At 44.3% G+C, this 22,817-nt stretch carries 18 protein-coding genes and 1 riboswitch; of the genes, 17 read left to right on the top strand and 1 reads right to left on the bottom strand.

All coding sequences use genetic code 11. The annotated features are described in order from the left end of the window. Positions 1–9: 9 nt before the first annotated feature. From F0342_RS04550 to F0342_RS04510, 9 genes are all read left to right on the top strand, one after another. On the top strand, positions 10–1,149 hold the full coding sequence (locus F0342_RS04550) for an acyl-CoA dehydrogenase (RefSeq protein ID WP_149154830.1): 1,140 nt from the start codon (positions 10–12) through the stop codon (positions 1,147–1,149). A gap of 264 nt (positions 1,150–1,413) precedes the next feature. Continuing rightward, entirely contained in the window at positions 1,414–2,067 is a 654-nt protein-coding gene (locus F0342_RS04545; protein WP_262481640.1) for a TetR/AcrR family transcriptional regulator, read from the top strand. Beyond that, positions 2,064–5,330: a fused isobutyryl-CoA mutase/GTPase IcmF gene (gene icmF, locus F0342_RS04540; protein WP_149154829.1), complete on the top strand. Its 3,267-nt coding sequence runs from the start codon at positions 2,064–2,066 to the stop codon at positions 5,328–5,330. Before F0342_RS04545 ends, icmF begins: the two co-directional genes overlap by 4 nt. A 519-nt stretch (positions 5,331–5,849) precedes the next feature. Next, complete coding sequence (locus tag F0342_RS04535; RefSeq protein WP_149154828.1) at positions 5,850–6,032, top strand: hypothetical protein; 183 nt, start codon at positions 5,850–5,852, stop codon at positions 6,030–6,032. A gap of 160 nt (positions 6,033–6,192) precedes the next feature. Further along, on the top strand, positions 6,193–6,747 hold the full coding sequence (gene rpoE / locus F0342_RS04530; RefSeq protein WP_149154827.1) for a DNA-directed RNA polymerase subunit delta: 555 nt from the start codon (positions 6,193–6,195) through the stop codon (positions 6,745–6,747). 494 nt (positions 6,748–7,241) lie between these two features. Then, positions 7,242–8,846, top strand: coding sequence for a CTP synthase (locus F0342_RS04525; RefSeq protein WP_149154826.1), 1,605 nt, complete (start codon positions 7,242–7,244; stop codon positions 8,844–8,846). A gap of 191 nt (positions 8,847–9,037) precedes the next feature. Then, positions 9,038–9,144, top strand: a riboswitch (SAM riboswitch). A 747-nt stretch (positions 9,145–9,891) separates the two neighbouring features. Beyond that, positions 9,892–10,977 (top strand): sugar ABC transporter substrate-binding protein, encoded by a 1,086-nt coding sequence (locus F0342_RS04520; protein ID WP_149154825.1) that lies wholly within the window; start codon positions 9,892–9,894, stop codon positions 10,975–10,977. A 16-nt stretch (positions 10,978–10,993) separates the two neighbouring features. Then, positions 10,994–12,493 carry a sugar ABC transporter ATP-binding protein gene (locus tag F0342_RS04515; RefSeq protein WP_149154824.1) on the top strand — a complete coding sequence of 500 codons (1,500 nt, stop codon included), beginning with the start codon at positions 10,994–10,996 and terminating at the stop codon, positions 12,491–12,493. A gap of 4 nt (positions 12,494–12,497) precedes the next feature. After that, the gene (locus tag F0342_RS04510; RefSeq protein WP_149154823.1) at positions 12,498–13,487 is read left to right on the top strand and encodes an ABC transporter permease; all 990 of its coding nucleotides are present in this window, start codon (positions 12,498–12,500) and stop codon (positions 13,485–13,487) included. Between the two features lie 281 nt (positions 13,488–13,768). On the opposite strand, the gene F0342_RS04505 is transcribed toward F0342_RS04510, so the two are convergent. After that, positions 13,769–14,293, bottom strand: a complete 525-nt coding sequence (locus F0342_RS04505) for a DUF2529 domain-containing protein (protein ID WP_149154822.1) — start codon at positions 14,291–14,293, stop codon at positions 13,769–13,771. A gap of 203 nt (positions 14,294–14,496) precedes the next feature. On the opposite strand from F0342_RS04505, the gene F0342_RS04500 reads away from it, so the two are divergent. The 8 genes from F0342_RS04500 (at position 14,497) to F0342_RS04465 (ending at position 22,670) form a co-directional block, all read left to right on the top strand. Further along, positions 14,497–14,859 (top strand): response regulator, encoded by a 363-nt coding sequence (locus F0342_RS04500; RefSeq protein ID WP_148971206.1) that lies wholly within the window; start codon positions 14,497–14,499, stop codon positions 14,857–14,859. Between the two features lie 180 nt (positions 14,860–15,039). Next, a complete protein-coding gene (fdaB, locus tag F0342_RS04495; RefSeq protein WP_149154821.1) occupies positions 15,040–15,900 on the top strand; it encodes a class IIb fructose-bisphosphate aldolase FdaB in 861 nt (286 codons plus the stop codon). A 176-nt stretch (positions 15,901–16,076) separates the two neighbouring features. Continuing rightward, the gene (gene fsa / locus F0342_RS04490) at positions 16,077–16,718 is read left to right on the top strand and encodes a fructose-6-phosphate aldolase (protein WP_149154981.1); all 642 of its coding nucleotides are present in this window, start codon (positions 16,077–16,079) and stop codon (positions 16,716–16,718) included. Positions 16,719–16,909: 191 nt separating this feature from the next. Next, positions 16,910–18,193: a UDP-N-acetylglucosamine 1-carboxyvinyltransferase gene (locus tag F0342_RS04485; protein ID WP_149154820.1), complete on the top strand. Its 1,284-nt coding sequence runs from the start codon at positions 16,910–16,912 to the stop codon at positions 18,191–18,193. A gap of 410 nt (positions 18,194–18,603) precedes the next feature. After that, positions 18,604–19,566, top strand: a complete 963-nt coding sequence (glpX, locus tag F0342_RS04480; RefSeq protein ID WP_034765120.1) for a class II fructose-bisphosphatase — start codon at positions 18,604–18,606, stop codon at positions 19,564–19,566. 480 nt (positions 19,567–20,046) lie between these two features. Beyond that, positions 20,047–21,309, top strand: a complete 1,263-nt coding sequence (gene rho, locus F0342_RS04475) for a transcription termination factor Rho (RefSeq protein ID WP_149154819.1) — start codon at positions 20,047–20,049, stop codon at positions 21,307–21,309. Between the two features lie 220 nt (positions 21,310–21,529). Then, a complete protein-coding gene (rpmE, locus tag F0342_RS04470; protein ID WP_034765123.1) occupies positions 21,530–21,742 on the top strand; it encodes a 50S ribosomal protein L31 in 213 nt (70 codons plus the stop codon). A 316-nt stretch (positions 21,743–22,058) separates the two neighbouring features. Next, on the top strand, positions 22,059–22,670 hold the full coding sequence (locus tag F0342_RS04465) for a thymidine kinase (RefSeq protein WP_149154818.1): 612 nt from the start codon (positions 22,059–22,061) through the stop codon (positions 22,668–22,670). The last annotated feature ends 147 nt before the right edge of the window (positions 22,671–22,817 follow it).

Genomic DNA, 22,817 nt, shown 5'->3' with positions numbered 1-22,817 from the left:
GGAATTGAGATGAATTTTAAGTTATCGGAAGAGCATGAAATGATACGTAAGATGGTGCGTGATTTTGCGCGGAATGAGGTGGCGCCGACTGCTGCCGAGCGTGATGAGGAAGAGCGCTTTGATATGGATTTGTTTAAGAAGATGGCTGAGCTTGGGCTGACGGGGATTCCTTGGCCGGAAGAGTACGGTGGAATCGGGAGTGACTACCTGGCATACTGTATCGCTGTTGAAGAGCTATCAAGAGTATGTGCATCTACAGGAGTGACTCTTTCCGCTCATACGTCTTTAGCAGGCTGGCCAGTATATAAATTCGGTACAGAAGAGCAAAAGCAGAAGTACCTTCGTCCAATGGCGCAAGGTGAAAAAATCGGGGCTTACGGATTGACTGAGCCTGGTTCAGGATCTGATGCCGGCGGTATGAAAACGACGGCTCGTTTAGAAGGTGATCACTACGTATTGAACGGCTCTAAAATTTTCATCACGAACGGTGGAATTGCCGATACGTACATCGTATTTGCTTTGACAGATCAATCTCAGCGTCAGCGTGGAACGAGTGCGTTCATCGTAGAGAAAGAATTTGAAGGATTCTCTGTAGGGAAGAAAGAGAAGAAGCTGGGGATTCGTTCATCTCCAACGACTGAGATCGTGTTTGAAGATTGTAAGGTACCGAAAGAAAACATGCTAGGGAACGAAGGCGATGGATTCAAGATTGCCATGATGACTCTTGATGGCGGACGTAACGGAATTGCTGCTCAGGCGGTCGGGATTGCGCAAGGGGCCCTTGATGCGTCTGTCGATTATGCAAAAGAGCGTGAGCAATTCGGGAAGCCGATTGCAGCGAACCAAGGAATTTCATTCAAGATTGCCGATATGGCGACGTCCATCGAAGCTTCACGTCTACTAACCTATCAAGCTGCCTGGTTGGAGTCAGAAGGTCTTCCGTACGGAAAAGAATCGGCAATGTCGAAGCTGATGGCCGGGGATACAGCGATGAAAGTGACAACGGAAGCTGTTCAGATCTTTGGTGGATATGGATATACAAAAGACTATCCGGTAGAGCGTTATATGCGTGATGCGAAGATTACGCAGATTTATGAGGGGACGCAGGAGATTCAGAGGTTGGTTATTTCTCGGATGGTGACGAAGTAGGGTACTTGATTGGGGTTGTATGTGAGGATTTTTTAAGAGGATCTCTTGGTCGTCCTGAAGCGTGTCAGGCACCTGATAGGTTCTTTAGATGCTTCATGGCGTAAAGGGGTTCGTATTATTGCATGCGACTTTAGGGTGCCAGACTCGGTATGTATAGATATGTGGTTAGAGAGATAGATTGGTATCTGCTTTGTTGGGGATAGAGCAGGTGGTTTTGGACTTCAGGTCAATGGGAGAAATGGATAGTAAAGGCGGTCGGTTGTTTTGAATAAGAAGAGGGAAGTTCATGCTTCGGTTAAGGATGAGCGTTTAGTAGAAAAGCGGCGTGATCAGATGATTCGTGGGGCCGTCTCTCTATTTAAACAAAAGGGGTTTCATCGCACCACGACTAGAGAGATCGCAAAGGCCGCCGGATTCAGTATCGGGACGCTATACGAATATATTCGAACAAAGGAAGATGTCCTGTATTTAGTGTGTGACAGCATCTATGAGCAGGTTCGGTTGGAGCTTGAGGAGCTGGATGTCGGAAAAGGGACACTTGAGAGCTTAAGGCTTGGCATCGCTCATTATTTTAAAGTGATGGATCGTATGCAGGATGAAGTCCTCGTCATGTATCAGGAGGCGAAATCCTTATCGAAGGACGCCCTTCCATATGTACTGCGTAAAGAACTTGAAATGGTGGGGATGGTGGAAAATCTCATCGTAGGCTGTGTCGAGAGTGGAAAGCTTGAGCTTGATGAAGATCAGATCCATATGTTGGCTCAAAATGTATTCGTCCAGGGACAGATGTGGGGATTCCGTCGTTGGGCAATGCAGAAGCGTTTTACACTCGATGAATACATCAATCTTCAAATCGAACTCACTTTTGCAGGCGTCAAAGGGTTTGAAAAACAAGGGAGAACAGGGGGAGTAATATGAGCACGGTTGAAATTTATAAACCAAAGCACCATGTTCGTTTTGTCACGGCTTCGAGTCTGTTTGACGGACATGATGCGTCGATCAACATAATGCGTCGGATTATCCAGGCAAGTGGAGCTGAGGTTATCCATTTAGGTCATAACCGCTCCGTGGAGGAAGTCGTCAATGCTGCGATTCAAGAGGATGTGCAGGGAATCGCGATTTCGTCCTATCAGGGAGGTCACGTTGAATATTTCAAATACATGTATGATCTTTTGAAAGAAAGAGGAGCGTCTCATATCCGCATTTATGGCGGGGGTGGGGGCGTCATCATCCCACGTGAAATCAAGGAGCTGCACGAATACGGGATTGCCCGTATCTTCTCACCGGAAGACGGTCGAAAGCATGGTCTTCAAGGGATGATCAACAACATGATCGAGGAGTGTGATTTCCCGACGATCAAGGGAAGTGTGAATCAAGAGGTTGAAAAGCTTTCGACTGGGAGTGTGAACACGGTTTCGAAGTTGATTTCACTTGCCGAGTATCAAGTCGGGGCGAATGAAGAAGTGGCAGCGACGGCCCAAACCGTTTTTTCTGAGATAAAGAACTTAGCGAAAAAAGTTCCTGTACTAGGGATCACAGGAACGGGTGGAGCAGGGAAGAGTTCCTTGACGGATGAGCTGATCCGTCGATTCATCAACGAGCTTCCTGAAAAGAAGATCGCGATCCTATCCATCGATCCTACGAAACAGAAAACGGGAGGAGCCCTTCTTGGGGACCGCATTCGTATGAACGCCATCTTCAACCCTCGTGTCTATATGCGAAGTCTTGCTACCCGTGGGTCGAAAACAGAGCTTTCACTGGCCATCAAGGATGCCATCAATGTGGTCAAAGCGGCAGGTTATGACCTGATCGTCGTTGAAACGAGCGGGATCGGTCAGGGAGATGCGGAAATCGCTGAAATCTGTGATATGTCCATGTATGTGATGACAAGTGAGTTCGGTGCTCCGTCCCAGCTTGAGAAAATCGATATGATTGATTTTGCCGACCTTATTGTAATCAATAAATTTGAGCGCAAAGGCTCAGAGGATGCAAGACGTCAAGTGCAAAAGCAGTATCAGCGCAGTCATTTGCTTTTTGATAAAGACTTAGATGAGATGCCGGTATACGGAACGATTGCCAGTCAGTTCAATGATCCAGGTACGAATGCCTTGTTTGCAGCGATCGTTGAAACCGTGAATAATAAAATGGAACTGGATTGGAAAACGGGTTTCTCCAAAGACGTGGATGTGGAAAAGCAAAACGTCATCATTCCAAACAATCGCCGTTACTATCTGCGGGAGATTGCGGAAACGGTCCGGAACTATCATAAAAAAGCCGAAGAGCAGGTGAATCTCGCCCGAAGATTGTTCCAATTAGAAGGGGCAATCGAAGCCGTTAACGAAAAGGAAACGAATGATGGGGTCGTTACATCTCTTCAGACGTTGAAAGATGAAGTCGAAAATAAATTAACAGCAGAATCGAAACAGATTTTAGAGAAATGGGACTCTTTAAAAGAGACCTACAGCAAAGATCAATTCATCACAAAAATCCGTGATAAAGAAATCGTCACCGAGTTAAAGACAAAGAGCTTATCGGGGCTTAATATCCCGAAAGTGGCCCTTCCGAAATATAAAGACTACGGTCAGATTCTGGATTGGGTATATAAAGAAAATGTTCCAGGGTCGTTCCCATACACAGCAGGAGTTTTTCCTTTTAAACGAAAAGGGGAGGATCCGAAGCGTCAGTTTGCAGGGGAAGGCACACCTGAACGGACGAATCGCCGTTTCCATTATCTATCTAAGGATGATGATGCGAAACGCCTGAGTACAGCCTTTGACTCTGTGACTTTATATGGTGAAGATCCGGATCACCGCCCGGACATTTATGGTAAGGTCGGAGAGAGCGGAGTGAGCATCTGTACACTTGAAGACATGAAGAAGCTGTATGCCGGCTTTGATCTATGTGCGCCTTCTACGTCGGTATCCATGACGATCAATGGTCCGGCACCGATCATCCTTGCCATGTATATGAACACGGCGATCGATCAGCAGATCCGCATGAAGGAAGAGGAGCTTGGCCGAGTCCTGACAGTGGAAGAATACGTGGAAGTGAAGGATCAAACCCTTCAAGTCGTCCGTGGTACCGTGCAGGCAGATATTTTAAAAGAAGATCAAGGACAGAATACTTGTATCTTCTCAACGGAATTCGCCCTTCGCATGATGGGTGACATTCAGCAGTACTTCATCGATCATAAAGTACGAAACTATTACTCTGTTTCGATTTCCGGCTACCATATTGCAGAAGCGGGAGCAAATCCGATTTCACAGCTTGCCTTCACACTGGCGAACGGGTTTACTTACGTAGAATACTATTTAAGTCGCGGAATGGACATCAATGCGTTTGCACCAAACTTATCGTTCTTCTTCTCGAATGGTCTGGATCCCGAGTATACAGTGATCGGCCGTGTGGCCCGCCGCATTTGGTCAACGGTGATGCGTGATAAATACGGCGCCAATGAGAGAAGTCAAAAGCTGAAGTATCATATTCAAACATCCGGTCGCTCTCTTCATGCCCAGGAGATTGACTTTAACGATATCCGTACTACGCTTCAAGCCTTGATGGCCCTGCAGGATAACTGTAACTCCCTGCATACCAATGCCTATGATGAAGCTATCACGACACCTACAGAGGAATCCGTCCGCCGTGCCATGGCGATCCAGATGATCATCACGAAAGAACACGGATTATCCAAAAATGAAAATCCGCTTCAAGGATCGTTCATCGCAGAAGAGCTGACCGATCTGGTGGAGGAAATGGTTCTGACCGAATTTGATCGCCTGAATGATCGAGGAGGCGTACTTGGATCGATGGAAACTCAGTATCAACGAGGGAAAATCCAAGAGGAATCCATGTACTACGAAATGAAAAAGCATTCCGGAGAACTTCCAATTGTGGGAGTGAACACGTACCTGAATCCAACTCCACCTTCAGAAGAACAAATGGACAGCATGGAACTTGCACGTGCAACGAAGGAAGAAAAAGAAACACAAATCCATAACCTGCGAGACTTCCAATCACAACATAAAGATCAATCCGAAGAAGCACTGACCCGCTTAAAACAAGCTGCAGTGAACGGAGGAAACATCTTTGAAGAACTCATGGAAACAGTAAAAGTAGCCAGTCTCGGCCAAATAACACGCGCCCTCTACGAAGTAGGCGGACAGTATCGCCGTAATATGTAAAGAAATCATGAAGAAGAGGAGACTACTGTAGGGGTGCAGTGGTCTCTTTCTCTAGGCGGGCAATCAATATGATGATCAATGGACATATTCATAGCGATGGGGGAGTTGTGTTTTATTAAGACTGTTTTCTATAATAAATAGGTCTGCCTTGTGAATTAGAAAGTAATATTAGCTAAGTTGATTCTCGCTGCAGGTGCTCGACTCCTGCGGGGATAGCGGGAAAGTTGAGACCCCACAGGGCAAAGCCCGAGGAGGTTCAACTCATGCACCGCGGAAAGCGAGTACCTGGAGTGGAAATCAACCACTACTCGCTTTTTTCAATATCGATAAAGTTTATGAGAGCAGTCGAGAATAAAAATAACCCAACAAGTTTAAAAAATCCAAATATCGTCTATCCTTTAAACAAAATAAACCAATTTTAACACGATCTTAATAGTAGTCAGGTATCATTTCCTATATAATGAGAATTGTCAGATTAGTGAGAGGATAAGAACGATACATACGTTTGGATGTGAGACTGTGAAGACCATTTTTCGTTATATACTATTAACCATCATCATATTTGCTGCAGTACTTCTATATCAATTGCAATTAGGAGCGATTCCTTTTTTTCTACTCTCTTTCTATCTTTTCTATGAAGCCTTCCGTGTGATTCGAAACGGTGAAAAAGAAGAGAAATGGGAAAGCAGCAGACCCTCCTGACCCCAGTTGTGAAAAAAATGCAAGAAAAACCAGATAGGTATAGCATAAAGTCTTTTCTATTGTTTATAATGATGAATATGGTTAAAATTGATAATGGAGAAATTTTGCCCTTTTTTACTCTACTTAGTAGAGTCTGAAATAGAGAAAGGAAGTGCGTTAATTGAGTCTTAAGCAGTTATCCAAAGAAGAATTACGTCAAACATCATTCATTGAGTTGGCACATGAGATTTTAACAGAGAAAAAGAAAGCGATGCCTTTCGAAGACGTAGTCAAAGAAATTAAAGGTTTGCTTGAAATCTCTGAAAAAGAGGTTCGCAGCCGCTTACTTCAATTCTACACGGATCTTAATGTCGAGGGACGTTTTATTGCCATGGGCGATAACAGTTGGGGATTAAGAGAATGGTATCCGGTGGATCAAATCGAGGAAGAAACCGTTCCAACGATGAAATCCAGCAAAAAGAAAAAAGCGAAGAAAAAAGACGATGAAGATTTAGATCTTGAAGATTTCGATGACCTGGACGATGAAGATCTTGATTATGATGATCTTGATGACACGGACGATGACGATGATCTGACAGATGATGACGATGTAGATGCCGTTGACGACGATGCAGATGAAGATCTGGACATCGATGAAGACGAGGAAGAACTTGAAATCGATGAATTCGATGAAGACGAAGAAGAAGATCTTGATGAGGAAAAGGACGATAAGTAATCGTCACCTCAGTTAAACATCAGACGAACCTATCAAAAAGCGCTTTTTGCCTTTTTGATAGGTTTTTTTATGGTCTTGAACCTTGTGGACCGAGTGATGCTATTGATTGAAAATTCCCTCATTATTCTATGCTTGACTTCTTTCTTTGAGGAAGGTAGTATTTTATTTGGGCTCCTTAAAAAAGGACGAATTATGTATACAATGCTCCCCTTACATGTTTTGTAAGTGGGGCTTTTTTTATTTTATAAGAAGAAAGCTTTTGCCGTAACAGGGTATGGTCTATACCTTTATGTGTGGCGGATCGATTCTTTAAGACCCCTTACATTTTTATGTATATTGATAATAAGAGGCTGTCTTTTAGCTTGAGTATGCAGATGAATTTATATTAAGAGAATGGACTTGTCCTTCTTTGAACAAGATAAATTCATGACATACCTACAATAGACACCCTCTACTTTTTTTGAACCAAACTTACTTTGAAGGGGGACATATACATGACTAAGTATATTTTCGTAACAGGCGGCGTAGTGTCGTCACTAGGGAAAGGGATCACAGCAGCGTCCCTTGGAAGACTATTGAAAAACCGTGGAGTGAGTGTCACGATCCAGAAGTTCGATCCATACATCAACGTGGATCCGGGAACGATGAGTCCCTATCAGCATGGTGAAGTATTCGTAACAGATGATGGTGCGGAAACGGATCTTGACTTAGGTCACTATGAGCGTTTCGTTGACATTAACCTGACGAAATACAGCTCTGTGACAACGGGTAAAATCTATTCAACTGTACTGAAAAAAGAGCGTCGCGGTGATTATCTTGGTGGTACTGTACAAGTTATCCCACACATCACCAACGAAATCAAAGAACGCGTATACCGCGCTGGACGCGAGACGAATTCAGATGTCGTGATCACGGAAATCGGTGGAACGGTCGGGGATATCGAATCTCTACCATTCCTTGAAGCGATTCGCCAGATCAAGAGCGATGTAGGTCGTGACAATGTGATGTACATCCACTGTACTCTTGTACCTTACATCAAAGCAGCGGGTGAAATGAAAACAAAACCGACTCAGCATAGCGTAAAAGAGCTTCGCAGTCTAGGTATCCAGCCAAATGTCATCGTCGTGCGTACAGAAATGCCAATGACTCAAGACATGAAAGACAAAATCGCGTTATTCTGTGATATTGATAAAAATGCTGTCATCGAAGCAATGGATGCAGACACACTATACTCTGTACCACTTGCGCTTCAGGATCAAAAGCTTGATGAAATAACATGTCAGCATTTAAAGCTGAACTGCCATGAAGCAGACATGACCGAGTGGAATGAACTCGTTGATCGCGTGAAAAACCTGTCTCGTAAAACAAGAATCGCCCTGGTAGGGAAATATGTTGAGTTGCAGGATGCGTATATCTCAGTAGTGGAAGCCCTTCGTCATGCCGGTTATCATTTCGATAGCGATATTGAAGTAAGATGGTTGAACTCTGAGCTGATCGACAGCGCAAACGTAGCAGAAAAACTGGCGGATGTAGATGGAATCCTTGTACCAGGCGGTTTCGGTGACCGTGGAGTAGAGGGGAAAATCGCTGCGACTCAATATGCCCGTGAAAACAAGATTCCTTTCCTTGGAATCTGCCTTGGAATGCAGCTGGCGTCTGTAGAATATGCACGTAATGTTCTTGGTCTGGAAGGAGCTCACTCTGCTGAGTTGGATCCTGAAACGCCATATCCGGTCATCGACTTGTTACCGGAACAAAAGGACATCGAAGATCTTGGTGGAACACTGCGCCTTGGACTATACCCATGTAAGCTGACGAAAGGTTCAAAAGCCTATACGGCCTATGATGGAGAAGTGGTTTACGAGCGTCATCGCCACCGCTTCGAATTCAACAATCACTACCGTGAGCAAATGGAAAAAGCCGGCTTCATCTTCTCAGGCACAAGCCCTGATGGCCGTCTTGTGGAAATCATCGAGCTAAGCGACCACCCATGGTTCGTCGCATCTCAGTTCCACCCTGAATTCACATCACGCCCGACACGACCGCAGCCTCTATTCAGAGACTTCGTGGAAGCATCACTTGCGTATGGTGAGAAATAAAGATTTCTTTCGGAACTGCTCTCCCTTGTTTGGGAGGGCGGTTTTTTTGTTTTATAGGGTAATTTAAGACAAATTTCGTCAACTCCTCTTTAATCCTCTATAGAAAATTCCTAAAAAAGAATATTGACAATATTCCCACATATCGTTAATATATCGATTATAGCGAAGCGAACTATACCAAATTTCATAATCTCTTATAAAGAGTTGGCAGAGGGACTGGCCCGATGACGCCCGGCAACCTACCGTACACACGGAAAGGTGCTAAAACCTGCAGGAAGATTTTCCTGAGTGATAAGAGTGCGTTTATTTATATATAAACCTCTTTTCTCTTGGGAAAAGGGGTTTTTTTATTTGAAGAATGTTTTCGTAAACTTTGTTGCTTTTAAAGGGAAAGTGCTGGTTGATTTCCCCTCCAGGTGCTCGCTTTCCGCAAGGCGTGAGTTGAGACTCCTCGGGCATTGCCCTGTGGGTCTCACCTGTCTAGCTCCGGCGGCTAGCCCCTCGAGGTCATAAGATGAATGGCCCTGGAAGGCAAAAAACGCCTTCCCGGTCCATTCATCTTATGCTTGTCGGGGCTGTGCGAGCCGCCTACGCTTTTCGTACTTTCCCGCTATTCCCGCAGGAGACGAGCACCTTCGCTCCAATCAACTCTAAGCATGAGTCCTGAAAAATAGACAAATATAAATACCTACAAGACAGCACAAACAGTATTTTCCAGATGTTCGGAGGTCGATAATAGCTTTAAAAGTAGAGATACTTTTCTTTACAGTGCTCTGTCACTACTGAGCTCTGTCACGCCAATCTTGTTTAAATGGTGAGGGGAACTGCGTAGACTCCTGCGGAAAAACGGGCGTGCCGAGACCCCGGAAGCGAAGCTGAGGAGGCTCGGCCGTACGTCCGCGGAAAGCGGAGCGGTTCCCCTCACCATCCAGCACATACTGGTTGACAGAGCCTTTGCAGATCCCGGTTTTAAAACAACAACTATCTTTATGAAAAGAGTATTTTAAAAAATTGAGGTATATCACCTCGGGAGGAGAAAAGAAAGATGAAAAAAACGACATCATTACTCGTATTACTCGCACTTATTTTCAGTTTAGTGGCTTGTCAGCCAAAGGTATCCCAGGAGGCGGACGCAGACAGTGGAGATAAGAAGGAAGCAACGTCTGGTCATCCGTTAGCCAATAAAAAGATTGCCCTAATTATGCAAATCAATTTAGGGACATTTTCCGCTCAATACATAGAAGGTGTCAAAGAGCAGGTAGAGAAGTTTGGCGGAAAGGTTCAAGTATTTACGTCTGAAGGAGATTTGGCAAAAATGTCTTCTAACCTGGATGCGGCCATCAATCAAAAGTTTGATGGGATCCTTATCGATCATGGGACGAAAGAAGCACTGCAATCAGGGGTGGAAAAGGCGAAGGAACAAAGCATACCGGTTGTTGTGTTTGATGCGGATGTTGCATCAGAAGAGGTGACGGTCCTCGAACAGGGGGATCAGCAAATGGCTGAACAAACCTTGACGAAGCTTTCAGATGAGCTTGGCGGTAAGGGTGAGATCGTGAAGATTTGGGTTGCGGGCTTTGCACCGATGGAAAGACGCCAAGTGGCCTATCAGGAATTTTTAGAAAAAAATCCCGACATTAAAGAGGTGGCAGCATTTGGAGCGGCTACTCAAAATACAGCACTGGATACACAGGCACAAATGGAGGCGATTCTGAAACAGTACCCGAATAAAGGAGATATCGATGCTGTCTGGGCTGCCTGGGATGAATTTGCGAAAGGCGCCGTCCGGGCAATCGAAGCGGCAGGGAGAGAAGAAATCAAAGTATATGGAATCGACATGAGTGATGAAGACCTGCAAATCATTCAAAAAGAGGGAAGTCCGTGGGTGGCATCGGCAGCCGTTGACCCGAAAGATATCGGCCGCGTGCAGGTGCGTTTCTTATATCAAAAGCTGGGTGGCCAAGATACACCTGAGAAAGTAAAGCTTGAACCGGTCTTTATTGAGAAAGAAGAATTGCCTGAAGAAACGATCACGACAGATCAATTACACGAGCATGTAGATGGCTGGGGAGCAAGTGAGCAAGGCTATACAGATGAATTGAAAAACCTTGAAGGATCGTTCACAGAATAGAAAGGGGTTAGAAGAGATGACGTCTCCACTGTTAGAAATGATTAATATCAATAAAACCTTCTCAGGAGTGAAAGCTCTAAAGACTGCAAGCTTCGACGTGAAAGAGGGAGAAGTTCATGCACTTTTGGGGGCGAATGGTGCAGGTAAAAGCACGCTGATGAAGATTTTATCAGGAGCCTATGTTCAGGACAGCGGAGACATCATCCTTCACTCCGGGAAAAGAGACTATCAATCTCCGAAAGAAGCGAAGGAGCATGGCATTCATTGCGTATACCAGGAAGTGGACACGGCCGTTGTCCCTGAACTATCTGTAGCGGAAAATATCGTCCTTGATCGGTTCTCACAAAAAGGCTCCTTCTTTATTACAAAGAAGTCATTAAAGAAAGAAGCGTTGGAGGCACTCAGACGCATCGGGGCAGAAGCAATCCCCCTCGGGCAGCCTGCGTCACGTTTAAGTCTCGCTGAAAAGCAGCTGGTGCTCATTGCCAGGAGCCTGCTTCAAAAAGCAAAAATATTGATTTTAGATGAACCAACGGCACCATTGAGTTCATCTGAGACGGAAAAATTATTCCGTGTCATAGAAGATTTAAAGAAAGAGAGAGTAGGGATCATTTTCATCTCTCACAGACTCCCTGAAGTATTTGAGCTTTCCGATCGCATCACTGTCATGAGAGACGGAGAGACCATTGGAACGTACGAAACCCACCATACCACCTCCCAGAAAATCATTGAAGCCATGCTTGGAGGAACATATAGAGAAGAGTTTCAGAAAAGAAGGCTGCCAATTGGTGAAACACTTTACGAAGTGAAAGGGCTTTCGGATGGACAAAAGGTAAAGGATATCCATTTATCCGTAAAAGCAAGTGAAGTAGTCGGAGTGGTAGGACTTGTGGGAGCGGGAAAAACCGAGCTCGCCAAAGCCTTATTTGGAGCCTCTCAGGTAGAATCGGGTGACCATTTTCTGAAAGGGAAGAAGCTCAGAATTCACTCTCCCCGGGATGCCGTTCAAAATGGTCTGGCACTTGTACCTGAAGAAAGACGAAAAGAGGGGTTGTTCATTCATGAATCCGTGCAGCACAACCTTAGCTTCCCTTCTTTAAGAAAAGTTTCCAACTGGTTATGGATCAACGGACGCGAAGAACGTGAGCTGGCCCGTGAAAAAATCCGATCCCTGGGAATTAGAACCGCTCATGAAGGAATCCAGGCCAACTTTTTAAGTGGGGGAAATCAACAGAAGGTTTCAATTGGAAAGTGGCTTTCAGATGAAGCTTCGGTGTTTTTATTTGATGAACCGACGAAGGGTGTGGACGTGGGAGCGAAGAAGGAGATCTTCTCTCTGATTCAATCCCTTGCAGAAAAAGAGAAGGGCATTCTCTACTTTTCCTGTGAAATACAAGAAATCCTGGCAATTTCGGACCGGATTCTCGTCATGTATGATGGCCGGATCGCCAAAGAACTGACAAAAGAAGAAGCAACTCAAGAACTCATATTGTTTTATGCTTCAGGAGGGATCTAAGCTCATGAAAGGCAAGATACTCGACTTACTATTTAAATACGGTGCCATCGTGTTGATGGCCGCAATTCTTATATTTTTCAGCTTATATAACCCGTTTTTCTTCACATATGGAAATCTATCAGACATTCTCCGCTCGATTTCCATCGTCACATTGGTCGCCATTGGGGTCACCTTTACCCTTGTCGTGGATGGCTTTGACTTATCAGTGGGTTCAACGGTTTCCCTGTCTACCGTTGTGACGGCTTCTTTGATGGTCTGGTATGAAGCTCCGTTGTGGATCGTGCTCCTTGTTCCATTGTTGGTGGGAGCAGGAGTAGGGTTATTCAATTCGCTATTGATCGTGAAGTTTGGAATTCCGGATTTGCTTGCTACACTAGGGGCCATGTATATCATTTCAGGTGTCCATCGGACGTATACAGAAGGATACTCGATCTACAATAATATGCCGATGACAACTGGTGGGACAGCACCTGGGGAATTTTCCGAAGCCTTCCTCTGGATCGGCCAGGGAAAGTGGCTTGGATTGCCGGTACCGGTATGGATCATGCTCGTGTTGGTCGGTATCGTCTATGTAATCATGCATTTCACGAGATGGGGACGCATTTTGTACATGACAGGAGGTAACGCGGAAGCGTCTCGCTTATCAGGTGTCAGAGTGACGCGGGTGAAATTGATTGCCTACGTTCTCTCAGGTATATTCGCATCGATTGGAGGAATCCTGTTCACGGCCCGGGTCGGATCAGGGCAGATGGATGCCGGTGCCCCACTCCTGATGGAAGCAGTCGCCGCTGTGTTTGTCGGCTTTTCCGTCTTGGGTGCAGGAAAACCGAATATCCTCGGAACCTTCTTTGGGGCAGCCTTGATAGGAGTCCTCCTGAATGGATTGACGATGATGAATCTACCATACTATGCATTTGAAATAATTAAAGGAAGCGTACTGGTATTGGCATTGGCAGTGACGTATGTGCATGCCAGGAAGGTGCGTGGGGCTTGAATTAGTTGAGGTGAGGGGGCCATTTAATGGTGCCTCTCTTTTTTTGTGTGAAAATCAACCTTTGTTGCCACATGGAATCCAGTAGAAATATGTATGAGAAAGGTTATCGACCGTTATCGGAATTTATCAACCTTCATATCGTTTTATCAACCGTTCTTTCATTATATCAACCTTATTTTCAAGATATCGACCGTTCTACAATGAACGACAAATTTCGCGGATTGCGTCTATCAGAACATATCATTAAAAAACCCGTCCCCAACCAGGAACGGGCCTATCTTCTACTCCTCAAACTCCTCCAACATCTCACGGATCACAAACCCAAGGGCAAAATAAAGATAAAGGGCCGCCATGCTGGAAGGAAAGCTCACCCGCTCACCGATCTCATCGCCTGGAAGCATGCCCTTGATCACTTTCGTATCTAAATAAACATCGGCTAAGTCCACCAGATTCTCTTCACCCTCTACCAATCCAGAAACTGCCACGAATGGTATACCTTCATCAGCCAGTTTTTTCCCTAACTCCACGGCATCCTCATCAGTTGAAAAACGGCTGACGACTAATACTCTATCAGCTTCCGTCAGCGGGATGGAACCATCGTATCTTTTAGCGGAAGGAAGAGGTTCAGCACCAAACAAGGCATCGGCTGTGACAGCTTCCATTTCCCCGTAGCCCTTAATATAGATATTTCCTTGTCCGATGGCGGCTTGGGCCAGCAGGCGGGCACCGTCTTCAATTTCGAATTCCTGCTTATCATAAATGCGTTTGAACAATCCAGTTAACTGTGTTGTGAACATTTTTATCATGGAATAAACTCTCCTTATATATTTGCTTCGACATTTGTCATCGTAACGCTTATTATAAAGGGGAAAAAGGTCTTAAGTAAAATCTTGATAAGAAGCAGGATTTTTTACAGTAAAAAGAGAATTAGTAATAAATATACAATTAATAGTCGGTTATTTAGCTCAGTAATACATAATTTACTTTAATACGAAGGGGATTGGGATGGATGAACGAGAAAATTCTTATTGTAGACGATCAATTTGGTATTAGGATTCTATTAAATGAAGTGTTACAAAAGGAAGGCTACCAAACATTTCAGGCAGCGAACGGAATCCAGGCGCTTGAAATTGTAGATCAGCATTCCCCTGATTTGGTTTTGCTGGATATGAAGATTCCAGGTATGGATGGGATCGAAATTTTGAAGAGAATGAAGCAGAAGGATGCAGATATCCGCGTCATTATTATGACTGCGTACGGGGAACTGGACATGATTCAGGAAGCAAAGGATCTGGGAGCGCTTACTCACTTTGCCAAACCGTTTGATATCGACGACATCAGGCAGGCTGTAAAACAATATATTCCAGCTTGATAGTATTATTTGAATAGTGAAAATAGTAGTATTTTTATCAATTCGCCTCTGCAGTTGGTAAAATCAATTCTGTTTTGGTATGATACAAGTGAAATTGTAAACAATGTCACATGGTGCTATAAATAACACCGCCATTTCTACTAGAATGGTTCACTGACTGAATAAAAGGAGGAAATTACTATGCCTTTAGTTTCAATGAAAGACATGCTAATTCAAGCAAAAGAAAACAGCTATGCGGTAGGTCAATTCAACCTGAATAACCTTGAGTTCACTCAAGCGATCCTACAAGCTGCTGAAGAAGAAAAATCACCTGTCATCCTTGGTGTTTCTGAAGGGGCAGCACGTTACATGAGCGGCTTCAAAACAGTTGTGAAAATGGTTGAAGGTCTTATGGAAGACTTAAACATCACAGTACCTGTGGCGATTCACTTAGACCACGGTTCAAGCTATGACAAATGTAAAGAAGCAATCGATGCAGGTTTCACTTCTGTCATGATCGACGCTTCTCACGGTCCTTTCGAGGAAAACATTGAAATCACTTCTAAAGTGGTTGAATATGCTCATTCTAAAGGTGTTTCTGTTGAAGCTGAGCTTGGAACTGTTGGTGGACAAGAGGATGACGTAGTAGCAGATGGCGTTATTTATGCAGATCCTAAAGAGTGTCAAGAATTGGTAGATCGTACTGGTATCGATACACTAGCTCCTGCACTTGGTTCTGTTCACGGTCCTTACAAAGGTGAACCGAATCTTGGATTCAAAGAAATGGAAGAAATCGGTGCAGCGACTGGAGTACCTCTAGTACTTCACGGTGGTACTGGAATTCCGACAAAAGACATCCAAAAAGCGATCTCTTACGGAACAGCTAAAATCAACGTAAACACTGAAAACCAAATTGCTTCTGCTAAAGCGGTACGTGAAGTACTTGCAGCTGACACAGAAGTATATGATCCACGTAAATACATGGGTCCTGCCCGTGAAGCGATCAAAGCGACAGTTGCTGGCAAAATGCGCGAATTTGGTTCTTCTAACCAAGCTAAATAGATAGGTAATGTTTGGAAAGTTCTTTGTGTTAGATTACAGGCTTTCCGAATGTGGTAGAAATAGAATGAAGCTGTAGGATGGGACTGGCACCAGGAAAGGGTTGATACCTTTTTGGGTCAGTCCCTTCCGTTCATTAGAAGATGATTGAAAATTTTGTCGAAAATGGGGTAGAGAAAATGAAGTTTTTCATAGATACAGCAAACATGAGTGAAATTCAAGAAGCATTTGAATGGGGTATTCTTTCAGGAGTGACAACGAATCCGTCGCTTGTAGCGAAAGAAAAAAACGTAACATTTGAAGATCGTTTAAAAGAAATCACAGATTTAGTTCCAGGTTCTGTAAGCGCTGAAGTTATCGCGACAGACGCTGAAGGAATGATCAAAGAGGGCAGGGAGCTTGCAAAGATCGCGCCTAACATTACGGTTAAGCTTCCGATGACGCCGGATGGCTTGAGAGCGACATCTACTTTTGCTAAAGAAGGAATTAAGACAAATGTGACGCTGATTTTCAGTGCGAACCAGGCGCTTTTAGCGGCTCGTGCTGGTGCGACGTATGTTTCGCCTTTTTTAGGAAGATTAGATGATATCGGCCATGATGGTCTTGAGCTTGTTTCCAAAATCGCCGAAATCTTTGCGATTCACGGCCTGGAAACAGAAATCATTGCGGCATCGACCCGTCATCCACAACATATTACAGAAGCTGCCTTAAGAGGGGCACATATTGCGACAGTGCCTTTGAAAGTATTGAAGCAATTGTTCCAGCATCCCCTTACGGATAAAGGAATCGATGCATTCCTGAATGATTGGAACAACCGCTAAACTTAAGTCAATTGGTCCAACGAGAAAAAATTCGTAATTCCTATACATGTTTTGACGAAATATGTATAAACTAGTAGACAATACTTCTTAGAACGTCTTCTTTTGGAAAAATAATCCTTTTTGTTTTTGGTGTGCGGAGTCTGACAGCCATTGGGGCTTCCTCATCAATGAACAGTGGAAGGGAGTTTAATATGGAAAAGCTAAAAATTGCAGGAGGTTATCCCCTTGAAGGAACCATTAAAGTCAGTGGGGCCAAAAATAGTGCGGTAGCCTTGATCCCGGCAACCATTCTTGCTGATTCACCAGTCACAATCGAAGGGTTACCAGACATCTCTGATGTGCGGACACTGAAAGATCTATTAGAAGAGATCGGTGGTTCCGTCAACTTGGAAGATGGGGATATGAGTGTAGATCCAAGTCAAATGGTGTCCATGCCTTTACCGAGCGGGAAGGTGAAAAAGCTTCGTGCCTCTTATTATTTAATGGGAGCGATGCTTGGACGATTCAAAAAAGCTGTCATCGGATTACCGGGTGGATGTCACCTTGGTCCACGTCCGATTGACCAGCATATTAAAGGCTTCGAAGCTCTCGGAGCAGAAGTGACGAATGAACAGGGTGCGATTTATTTGCGTGCCGATGAATTAAGGGGTGCCCGTATTTACCTGGACGTCGTCAGTGTAGGAGCAACGATCAACATCATGCTTGCCGCTGTACGTGCAAAAGGCAGAACGATCATTGAAAATGCGGCAAAAGAACCTGAGATCATTGACGTAGCTACATTACTAAGTAATATGGGTGCGAAGATCAAAGGGGCAGGAACCGATGTGATCCGCATTGATGGTGTGGACGAGCTTCACGGCTGCCGTCACACAATCATTCCTGATCGTATTGAAGCGGGAACGTTCATGATCCTTGCAGCAGCAGTCGGTAAAGGCGTACTCGTTGACAACGTTATCCCATTACATATGGAATCGGTCATCGCCAAGCTACGTGAAATGGGCGTACCCGTTGAAACAAACGACGACCAGATCTACATCGGAAGAGCGGACAAGCTCAAATCCGTTGATGTGAAAACATTGGTGTATCCAGGATTTCCAACAGATCTGCAGCAGCCGTTCACCACGTTATTGAACCGGGCAGAAGGTTCTGCTGTCGTAACGGATACCATCTATTCAGCCCGCTTCAAGCATATCGATGAACTGAGAAGAATGAATGCGACGATCAAGGTGGAAGGTCGCTCGGCCATCGTCAATGGACCTGTACAATTACAAGGTGCCAAAGTGAAAGCAAGTGACCTGCGCGCAGGAGCGGCTCTTGTCATCGCCGGCTTAATGGCAGAAGGTGTGACAGAAGTAACCGGCCTAGAGCATATCGATCGAGGATACAGCGACCTGGTTGCCAAACTCGAAGGCCTGGGAGCGACAATCTGGCGTGAAAAGATGTCAGCGGAAGAATTGGAGCAAATGAAGTCGTAGTTTCAGTAAAACTTCATAGCTTTCGAGAAATTGTTGCTTTTACTCTTATGTTTTGAGGTAAAGCATTAAATATCTAAGTTGATTGGAGCGGAAGATGCTCGACTCCTGCGGGAATAGCGGGAAAGTTGAGACCCCGCAGGGCAAAGCCTGAGGAGGCTCAACTCACGCCCCGCGGAAAGCGAGCATCTGGAGCGGAAATCAACCACTACTCGCTATTGGTGAACAGCCACTTACTTTTCTGGAAATATTAACTGTATTACCAGAAATTTTCGGCTGAAATGAACCATTGTGTCCTACTTTTTTATAAAAAAAGTCTCTCTAAACGCTTCAATGTGTTACAATAAATCTGTAAATATGTTATACAATTAAAGAATATTGTAAAACAAAAGGGAATACGGGAGGCTATATACATGGAAAGAAGTTTATCAATGGAGCTTGTTCGAGTAACAGAAGGGGCTGCCCTTGCATCAGCACGCTGGATGGGTCGCGGTAAGAAGGATGAAGCAGATGATGCTGCAACCTCTGCCATGCGCGATGTATTCGATACAGTACCGATGAAGGGAACAGTTGTTATCGGTGAAGGTGAAATGGATGAAGCTCCAATGCTTTATATCGGTGAGAAACTAGGGACAGGCTATGGCCCACGTGTAGATGTGGCCGTCGATCCGTTGGAAGGAACGAATATCGTTGCTTCCGGAGGCTGGAATGCACTGGCGGTGTTAGCGGTGGCAGACCACGGAAACCTACTGAACGCACCGGATATGTATATGGATAAAATCGCAGTAGGACCAGAAGCGGTTGGGGAAATTGATATCAATGCTTCTGTTATCGATAATCTGAAAGCCGTTGCAAAAGCAAAGAACAAGGACATTGAAGACGTAGTTGCAACCGTCTTAAATCGTCCTCGTCATGAGCATATCATCCAGCAGCTGAGAGAAGCTGGAGCCCGTATCAAACTGATCAATGATGGTGACGTAGCGGGAGCTATGAACACAGCATTCGATCATACAGGTGTCGATATATTATTCGGATCCGGTGGGGCTCCAGAAGGAGTACTTGCTGCCGTTGCGCTGAAATGCTTAGGTGGAGAAATTCAAGGAAAGCTTTTACCACAGAACGATGCCGAACTGCAACGCTGTATCAGCATGGGGCTGGATGTGGACAAGATCCTTCGAATGGAAGACCTCGTATGCGGTGACGATGCGATCTTTGCGGCAACAGGTGTAACGGATGGTGAACTGTTAAGAGGTGTTCAGCTTAAAGGGACATACGGATTGACTCATTCTGTCGTTATGCGTGCGAAGTCTGGGACCGTTCGCTTCATAGACGGCCGCCACAGTCTTCAGAAAAAGCCAAATCTGGTCATGAGATAATAAATAGATATAAGTAACATAGAGAGAGAAACCAACTCTTCTTAATAAGAGATGAGGGATGGGCAGAGTGTCTTACCATTTCTGCCCATGACCACTCTTATCACTCACTTTTTTTCTTCATAGGTGAAAAAATGCTGCCTATCTACAAAATTACCTTCCTTTTTTTACCCAGTCATTGATTCTTGATTAAAAGTATGGTTACAATAGATAAGGTTTTATCTTCAGCATTTTTTCTATTAGTTTATGCTTCAACATATTTCTTCATTTTTAGAAAAATCTACCCATATTTGGCTCTTTTCTAAAAGATAGATATTTATTTGTGAAAGAGATTAAAAGTAAGTTGATTGTAGCGGAAGGTGCTCGACTCCCGCCCCGCGGAAAGCGAGCATCCTGTAGCGGAAATCAACCTCTACTCTCTCGTGAAAAATAATAACAAGTTTTATTTTAAGGTAGGACAAATTAATAAAGCGTGGTGTCATGATGGAAGAGTTAACAATCTCTAGCTTAGAAAATATGAAGCTTAAAGAGCTTTACGAGCTAGCCAAACAATACAAAGTTTCTTATTATAGTAAATTAACAAAAAAAGAATTGATTTTCGCTATCCTTAAAGTTCGTGCAGAACAAGAAGGCTTCTTCTTTATGGAAGGTGTTCTTGAAATCATCCAATCAGAGGGCTTCGGTTTCTTACGACCGATCAACTATTCTCCAAGCTCTGAGGATATTTATATTTCTGCTTCACAGATCCGTCGTTTCGATCTTCGTAACGGGGATAAGGTATCGGGAAAAGTGCGCCCTCCGAAGGAAAACGAGCGTTATTTCGGACTGCTTCATGTTGAAATGGTCAATGGAGAAGAGCCGGAATCTGCGAAAGAACGTGTCCATTTCCCAGGGCTTACGCCTTTATATCCTGACCGTCAAATGAAACTTGAGACAACAACTAACAAAATCTCAACGCGTATCATGGATCTTATTGCGCCTGTCGGTTTTGGACAACGTGGATTAGTCGTAGCGCCACCTAAAGCAGGTAAGACGATGCTGATCAAAGAAATCGCGAACTCGATCACAACGAATCATCCTGAAGCGGAATTAATCATTCTTCTGATCGATGAGCGTCCAGAGGAAGTAACGGATATCGAACGTTCGGTAGAAGCAGAAGTCGTAAGCTCTACCTTCGATGAAGTGCCGGAAAACCACATCAAAGTGGCAGAACTCGTTCTTGAGCGCGCTATGCGTTTAGTGGAGCACAAGCGTGATGTCATTATCCTGATGGATAGTATCACTCGTTTGGCACGTGCTTATAACCTGGTCATACCACCAAGTGGACGAACTCTTTCCGGAGGTATTGACCCTGCTGCATTCCACCGTCCAAAGCGATTCTTTGGTGCTGCACGTAACATTGAAGAAGGCGGAAGCTTAACTGTTCTCGCAACAGCGTTAGTAGATACAGGATCCCGTATGGACGATGTGATATATGAAGAGTTCAAAGGAACAGGGAACTTAGAACTTCATCTTGATCGTTCTCTTGCTGAAAGACGTATCTTCCCGGCCATCGACATCCGTCGTTCCGGAACACGTCGAGAAGAACTTCTCATCAAACCGGATCATCTTGAAAAGCTATGGGCGATCCGTAAAGCGATGTCCGATCAGCCTGATTTCGCTGAAAAGCTTATGCGCAAGCTGAAGCAATCGAAGACGAATGAAGAGTTTTTCAACGTATTGACAGAAGAGTCGAAGAAGCGTTAATCTAATAATCGAATGATTTTTTGAGGAGAGTTATGTCTGTAACTTCCAATTTTGCAGGTTGCAAATATCACATGTCCTTGTTATAATAGTGTCAATGTGTTTTAAAAAATGGATGTGGTAAGGGGCTGGCTATAACTCTCATGCTTATGCTCATATCACATATATCTTCGTAATAAATTACTCTGTTTCAGATGATTCAGGGCGGAAGGAGATGAAAGAAATGAAATCAGGAATTCATCCTAAGTACAACACGATCAAAGTTAGCTGTGCTTGCGGTAACGAATTTGAAACTGGTTCTGTAGCGGAAGAAATGCGCGTTGAGGTATGTTCTGAATGCCATCCATTCTACACAGGACGTCAGAAATTCGCTGACGCTGGTGGACGTGTTGACCGTTTCAACAAAAAATACGGTCTTAAAAATCAACAACAATAATGAAGAGCTGGAAGGCTATTTCGAATTTCTTTGTGCGTAAGGCATAAACGAAATAGAATTGGCACTTCTCTTCTATTAGAAAAACAGGCAAGGATCTTCATGCTTGCCTGTTTTTTATTCTCTTTAAAGCAAATGGTTGAAGAAATAGAGGCAGTTCCAATTGAGCTGTGCCTCTTTTTTTCTGCCAAATTACTGAATTCTGAGCATTTTTCCCGTACATAAAGGAATGCTTTATACTAAAGAGTAGTCCGTTTTTACTAACAGTCACCAGACTGTTTTATTATAGAATATTGCATAAGGAAGGAGAGGCGCTTTCGTGTATGTCATGAAACAAACGGGTTGGGTAGAAGTCATTTGCGGCAGCATGTTCTCAGGAAAATCCGAGGAACTGATCCGCCGGGTAAGACGCACTCAATTTGCTAAACAGGAAATTGCTGTGTATAAGCCAAAACTAGATAATCGCTATAGTGATGAGTCGGTTGTATCTCATAATGGTACCTCTGTCATCGCCAAAGCAGTCGAGGGTTCACATGTGATCCTTGATGACCTGAATCCAGAGGTGGATGTCGTTGCTATTGATGAGGTTCAATTTTTTGACGAAGGCATTGTAGAGGTCGTCCAAAAATTAGCAAACAGTGGATATCGTGTCATCATAGCAGGACTTGATCAGGATTTCCGCGGAGAACCATTCGGTCCAATGCCGGACTTAATGTCCATTGCCGAACAAGTGACAAAACTTCAAGCCGTTTGTGCAGTATGCGGCTCTCCCGCAAGTCGAACACAACGATTAATCAATGGCGAACCAGCTTGCTACGATGATCCCGTCATCCTGGTGGGTGCATCTGAAGCCTATGAGCCAAGATGCCGTCATCACCATGAAGTTCCCACTGGAATGAGCGTTACACCTGATATGGTGAAGGAAGTATAAATATATAAATGAAAAGTCCCAGTTTGGGGCTTTTTTTATTTCTGGTTATGGCCATTTGCCGAGCCTTATAAGTAATGAACAACCTCCCTGACTTTTGTATGAATAAGCGCTTTCCTGTGGGAAATCCTAAAAGCAGGAGGTGTGAAA

It is taken from the genome of Bacillus sp. CH30_1T (genome assembly GCF_008364765.1).
In the GTDB taxonomy this organism is placed as follows: Bacteria; Bacillota; Bacilli; order Bacillales; family Bacillaceae_B; genus Rossellomorea.
Note: the sequence above shows the minus strand (reverse complement) of the source record. Positions and strands in the feature narration are given on the sequence as shown.

Coding starts and splice junctions, on each gene's coding strand:
- F0342_RS04550 (WP_149154830.1), top strand. CDS start 10: ATGAATTTTAAGTTATCGGAAGAGCATGAAATGATACGTAAGATGGTG.
- icmF (WP_149154829.1), top strand. CDS start 2,064: ATGAGCACGGTTGAAATTTATAAACCAAAGCACCATGTTCGTTTTGTC.
- F0342_RS04525 (WP_149154826.1), top strand. CDS start 7,242: ATGACTAAGTATATTTTCGTAACAGGCGGCGTAGTGTCGTCACTAGGG.
- F0342_RS04520 (WP_149154825.1), top strand. CDS start 9,892: ATGAAAAAAACGACATCATTACTCGTATTACTCGCACTTATTTTCAGT.
- F0342_RS04515 (WP_149154824.1), top strand. CDS start 10,994: ATGACGTCTCCACTGTTAGAAATGATTAATATCAATAAAACCTTCTCA.
- F0342_RS04510 (WP_149154823.1), top strand. CDS start 12,498: ATGAAAGGCAAGATACTCGACTTACTATTTAAATACGGTGCCATCGTG.
- F0342_RS04505 (WP_149154822.1), bottom strand. CDS start 14,293: ATGATAAAAATGTTCACAACACAGTTAACTGGATTGTTCAAACGCATT.
- F0342_RS04500 (WP_148971206.1), top strand. CDS start 14,497: ATGAACGAGAAAATTCTTATTGTAGACGATCAATTTGGTATTAGGATT.
- fdaB (WP_149154821.1), top strand. CDS start 15,040: ATGCCTTTAGTTTCAATGAAAGACATGCTAATTCAAGCAAAAGAAAAC.
- fsa (WP_149154981.1), top strand. CDS start 16,077: ATGAAGTTTTTCATAGATACAGCAAACATGAGTGAAATTCAAGAAGCA.
- F0342_RS04485 (WP_149154820.1), top strand. CDS start 16,910: ATGGAAAAGCTAAAAATTGCAGGAGGTTATCCCCTTGAAGGAACCATT.
- glpX (WP_034765120.1), top strand. CDS start 18,604: ATGGAAAGAAGTTTATCAATGGAGCTTGTTCGAGTAACAGAAGGGGCT.
- rho (WP_149154819.1), top strand. CDS start 20,047: ATGGAAGAGTTAACAATCTCTAGCTTAGAAAATATGAAGCTTAAAGAG.
- rpmE (WP_034765123.1), top strand. CDS start 21,530: ATGAAATCAGGAATTCATCCTAAGTACAACACGATCAAAGTTAGCTGT.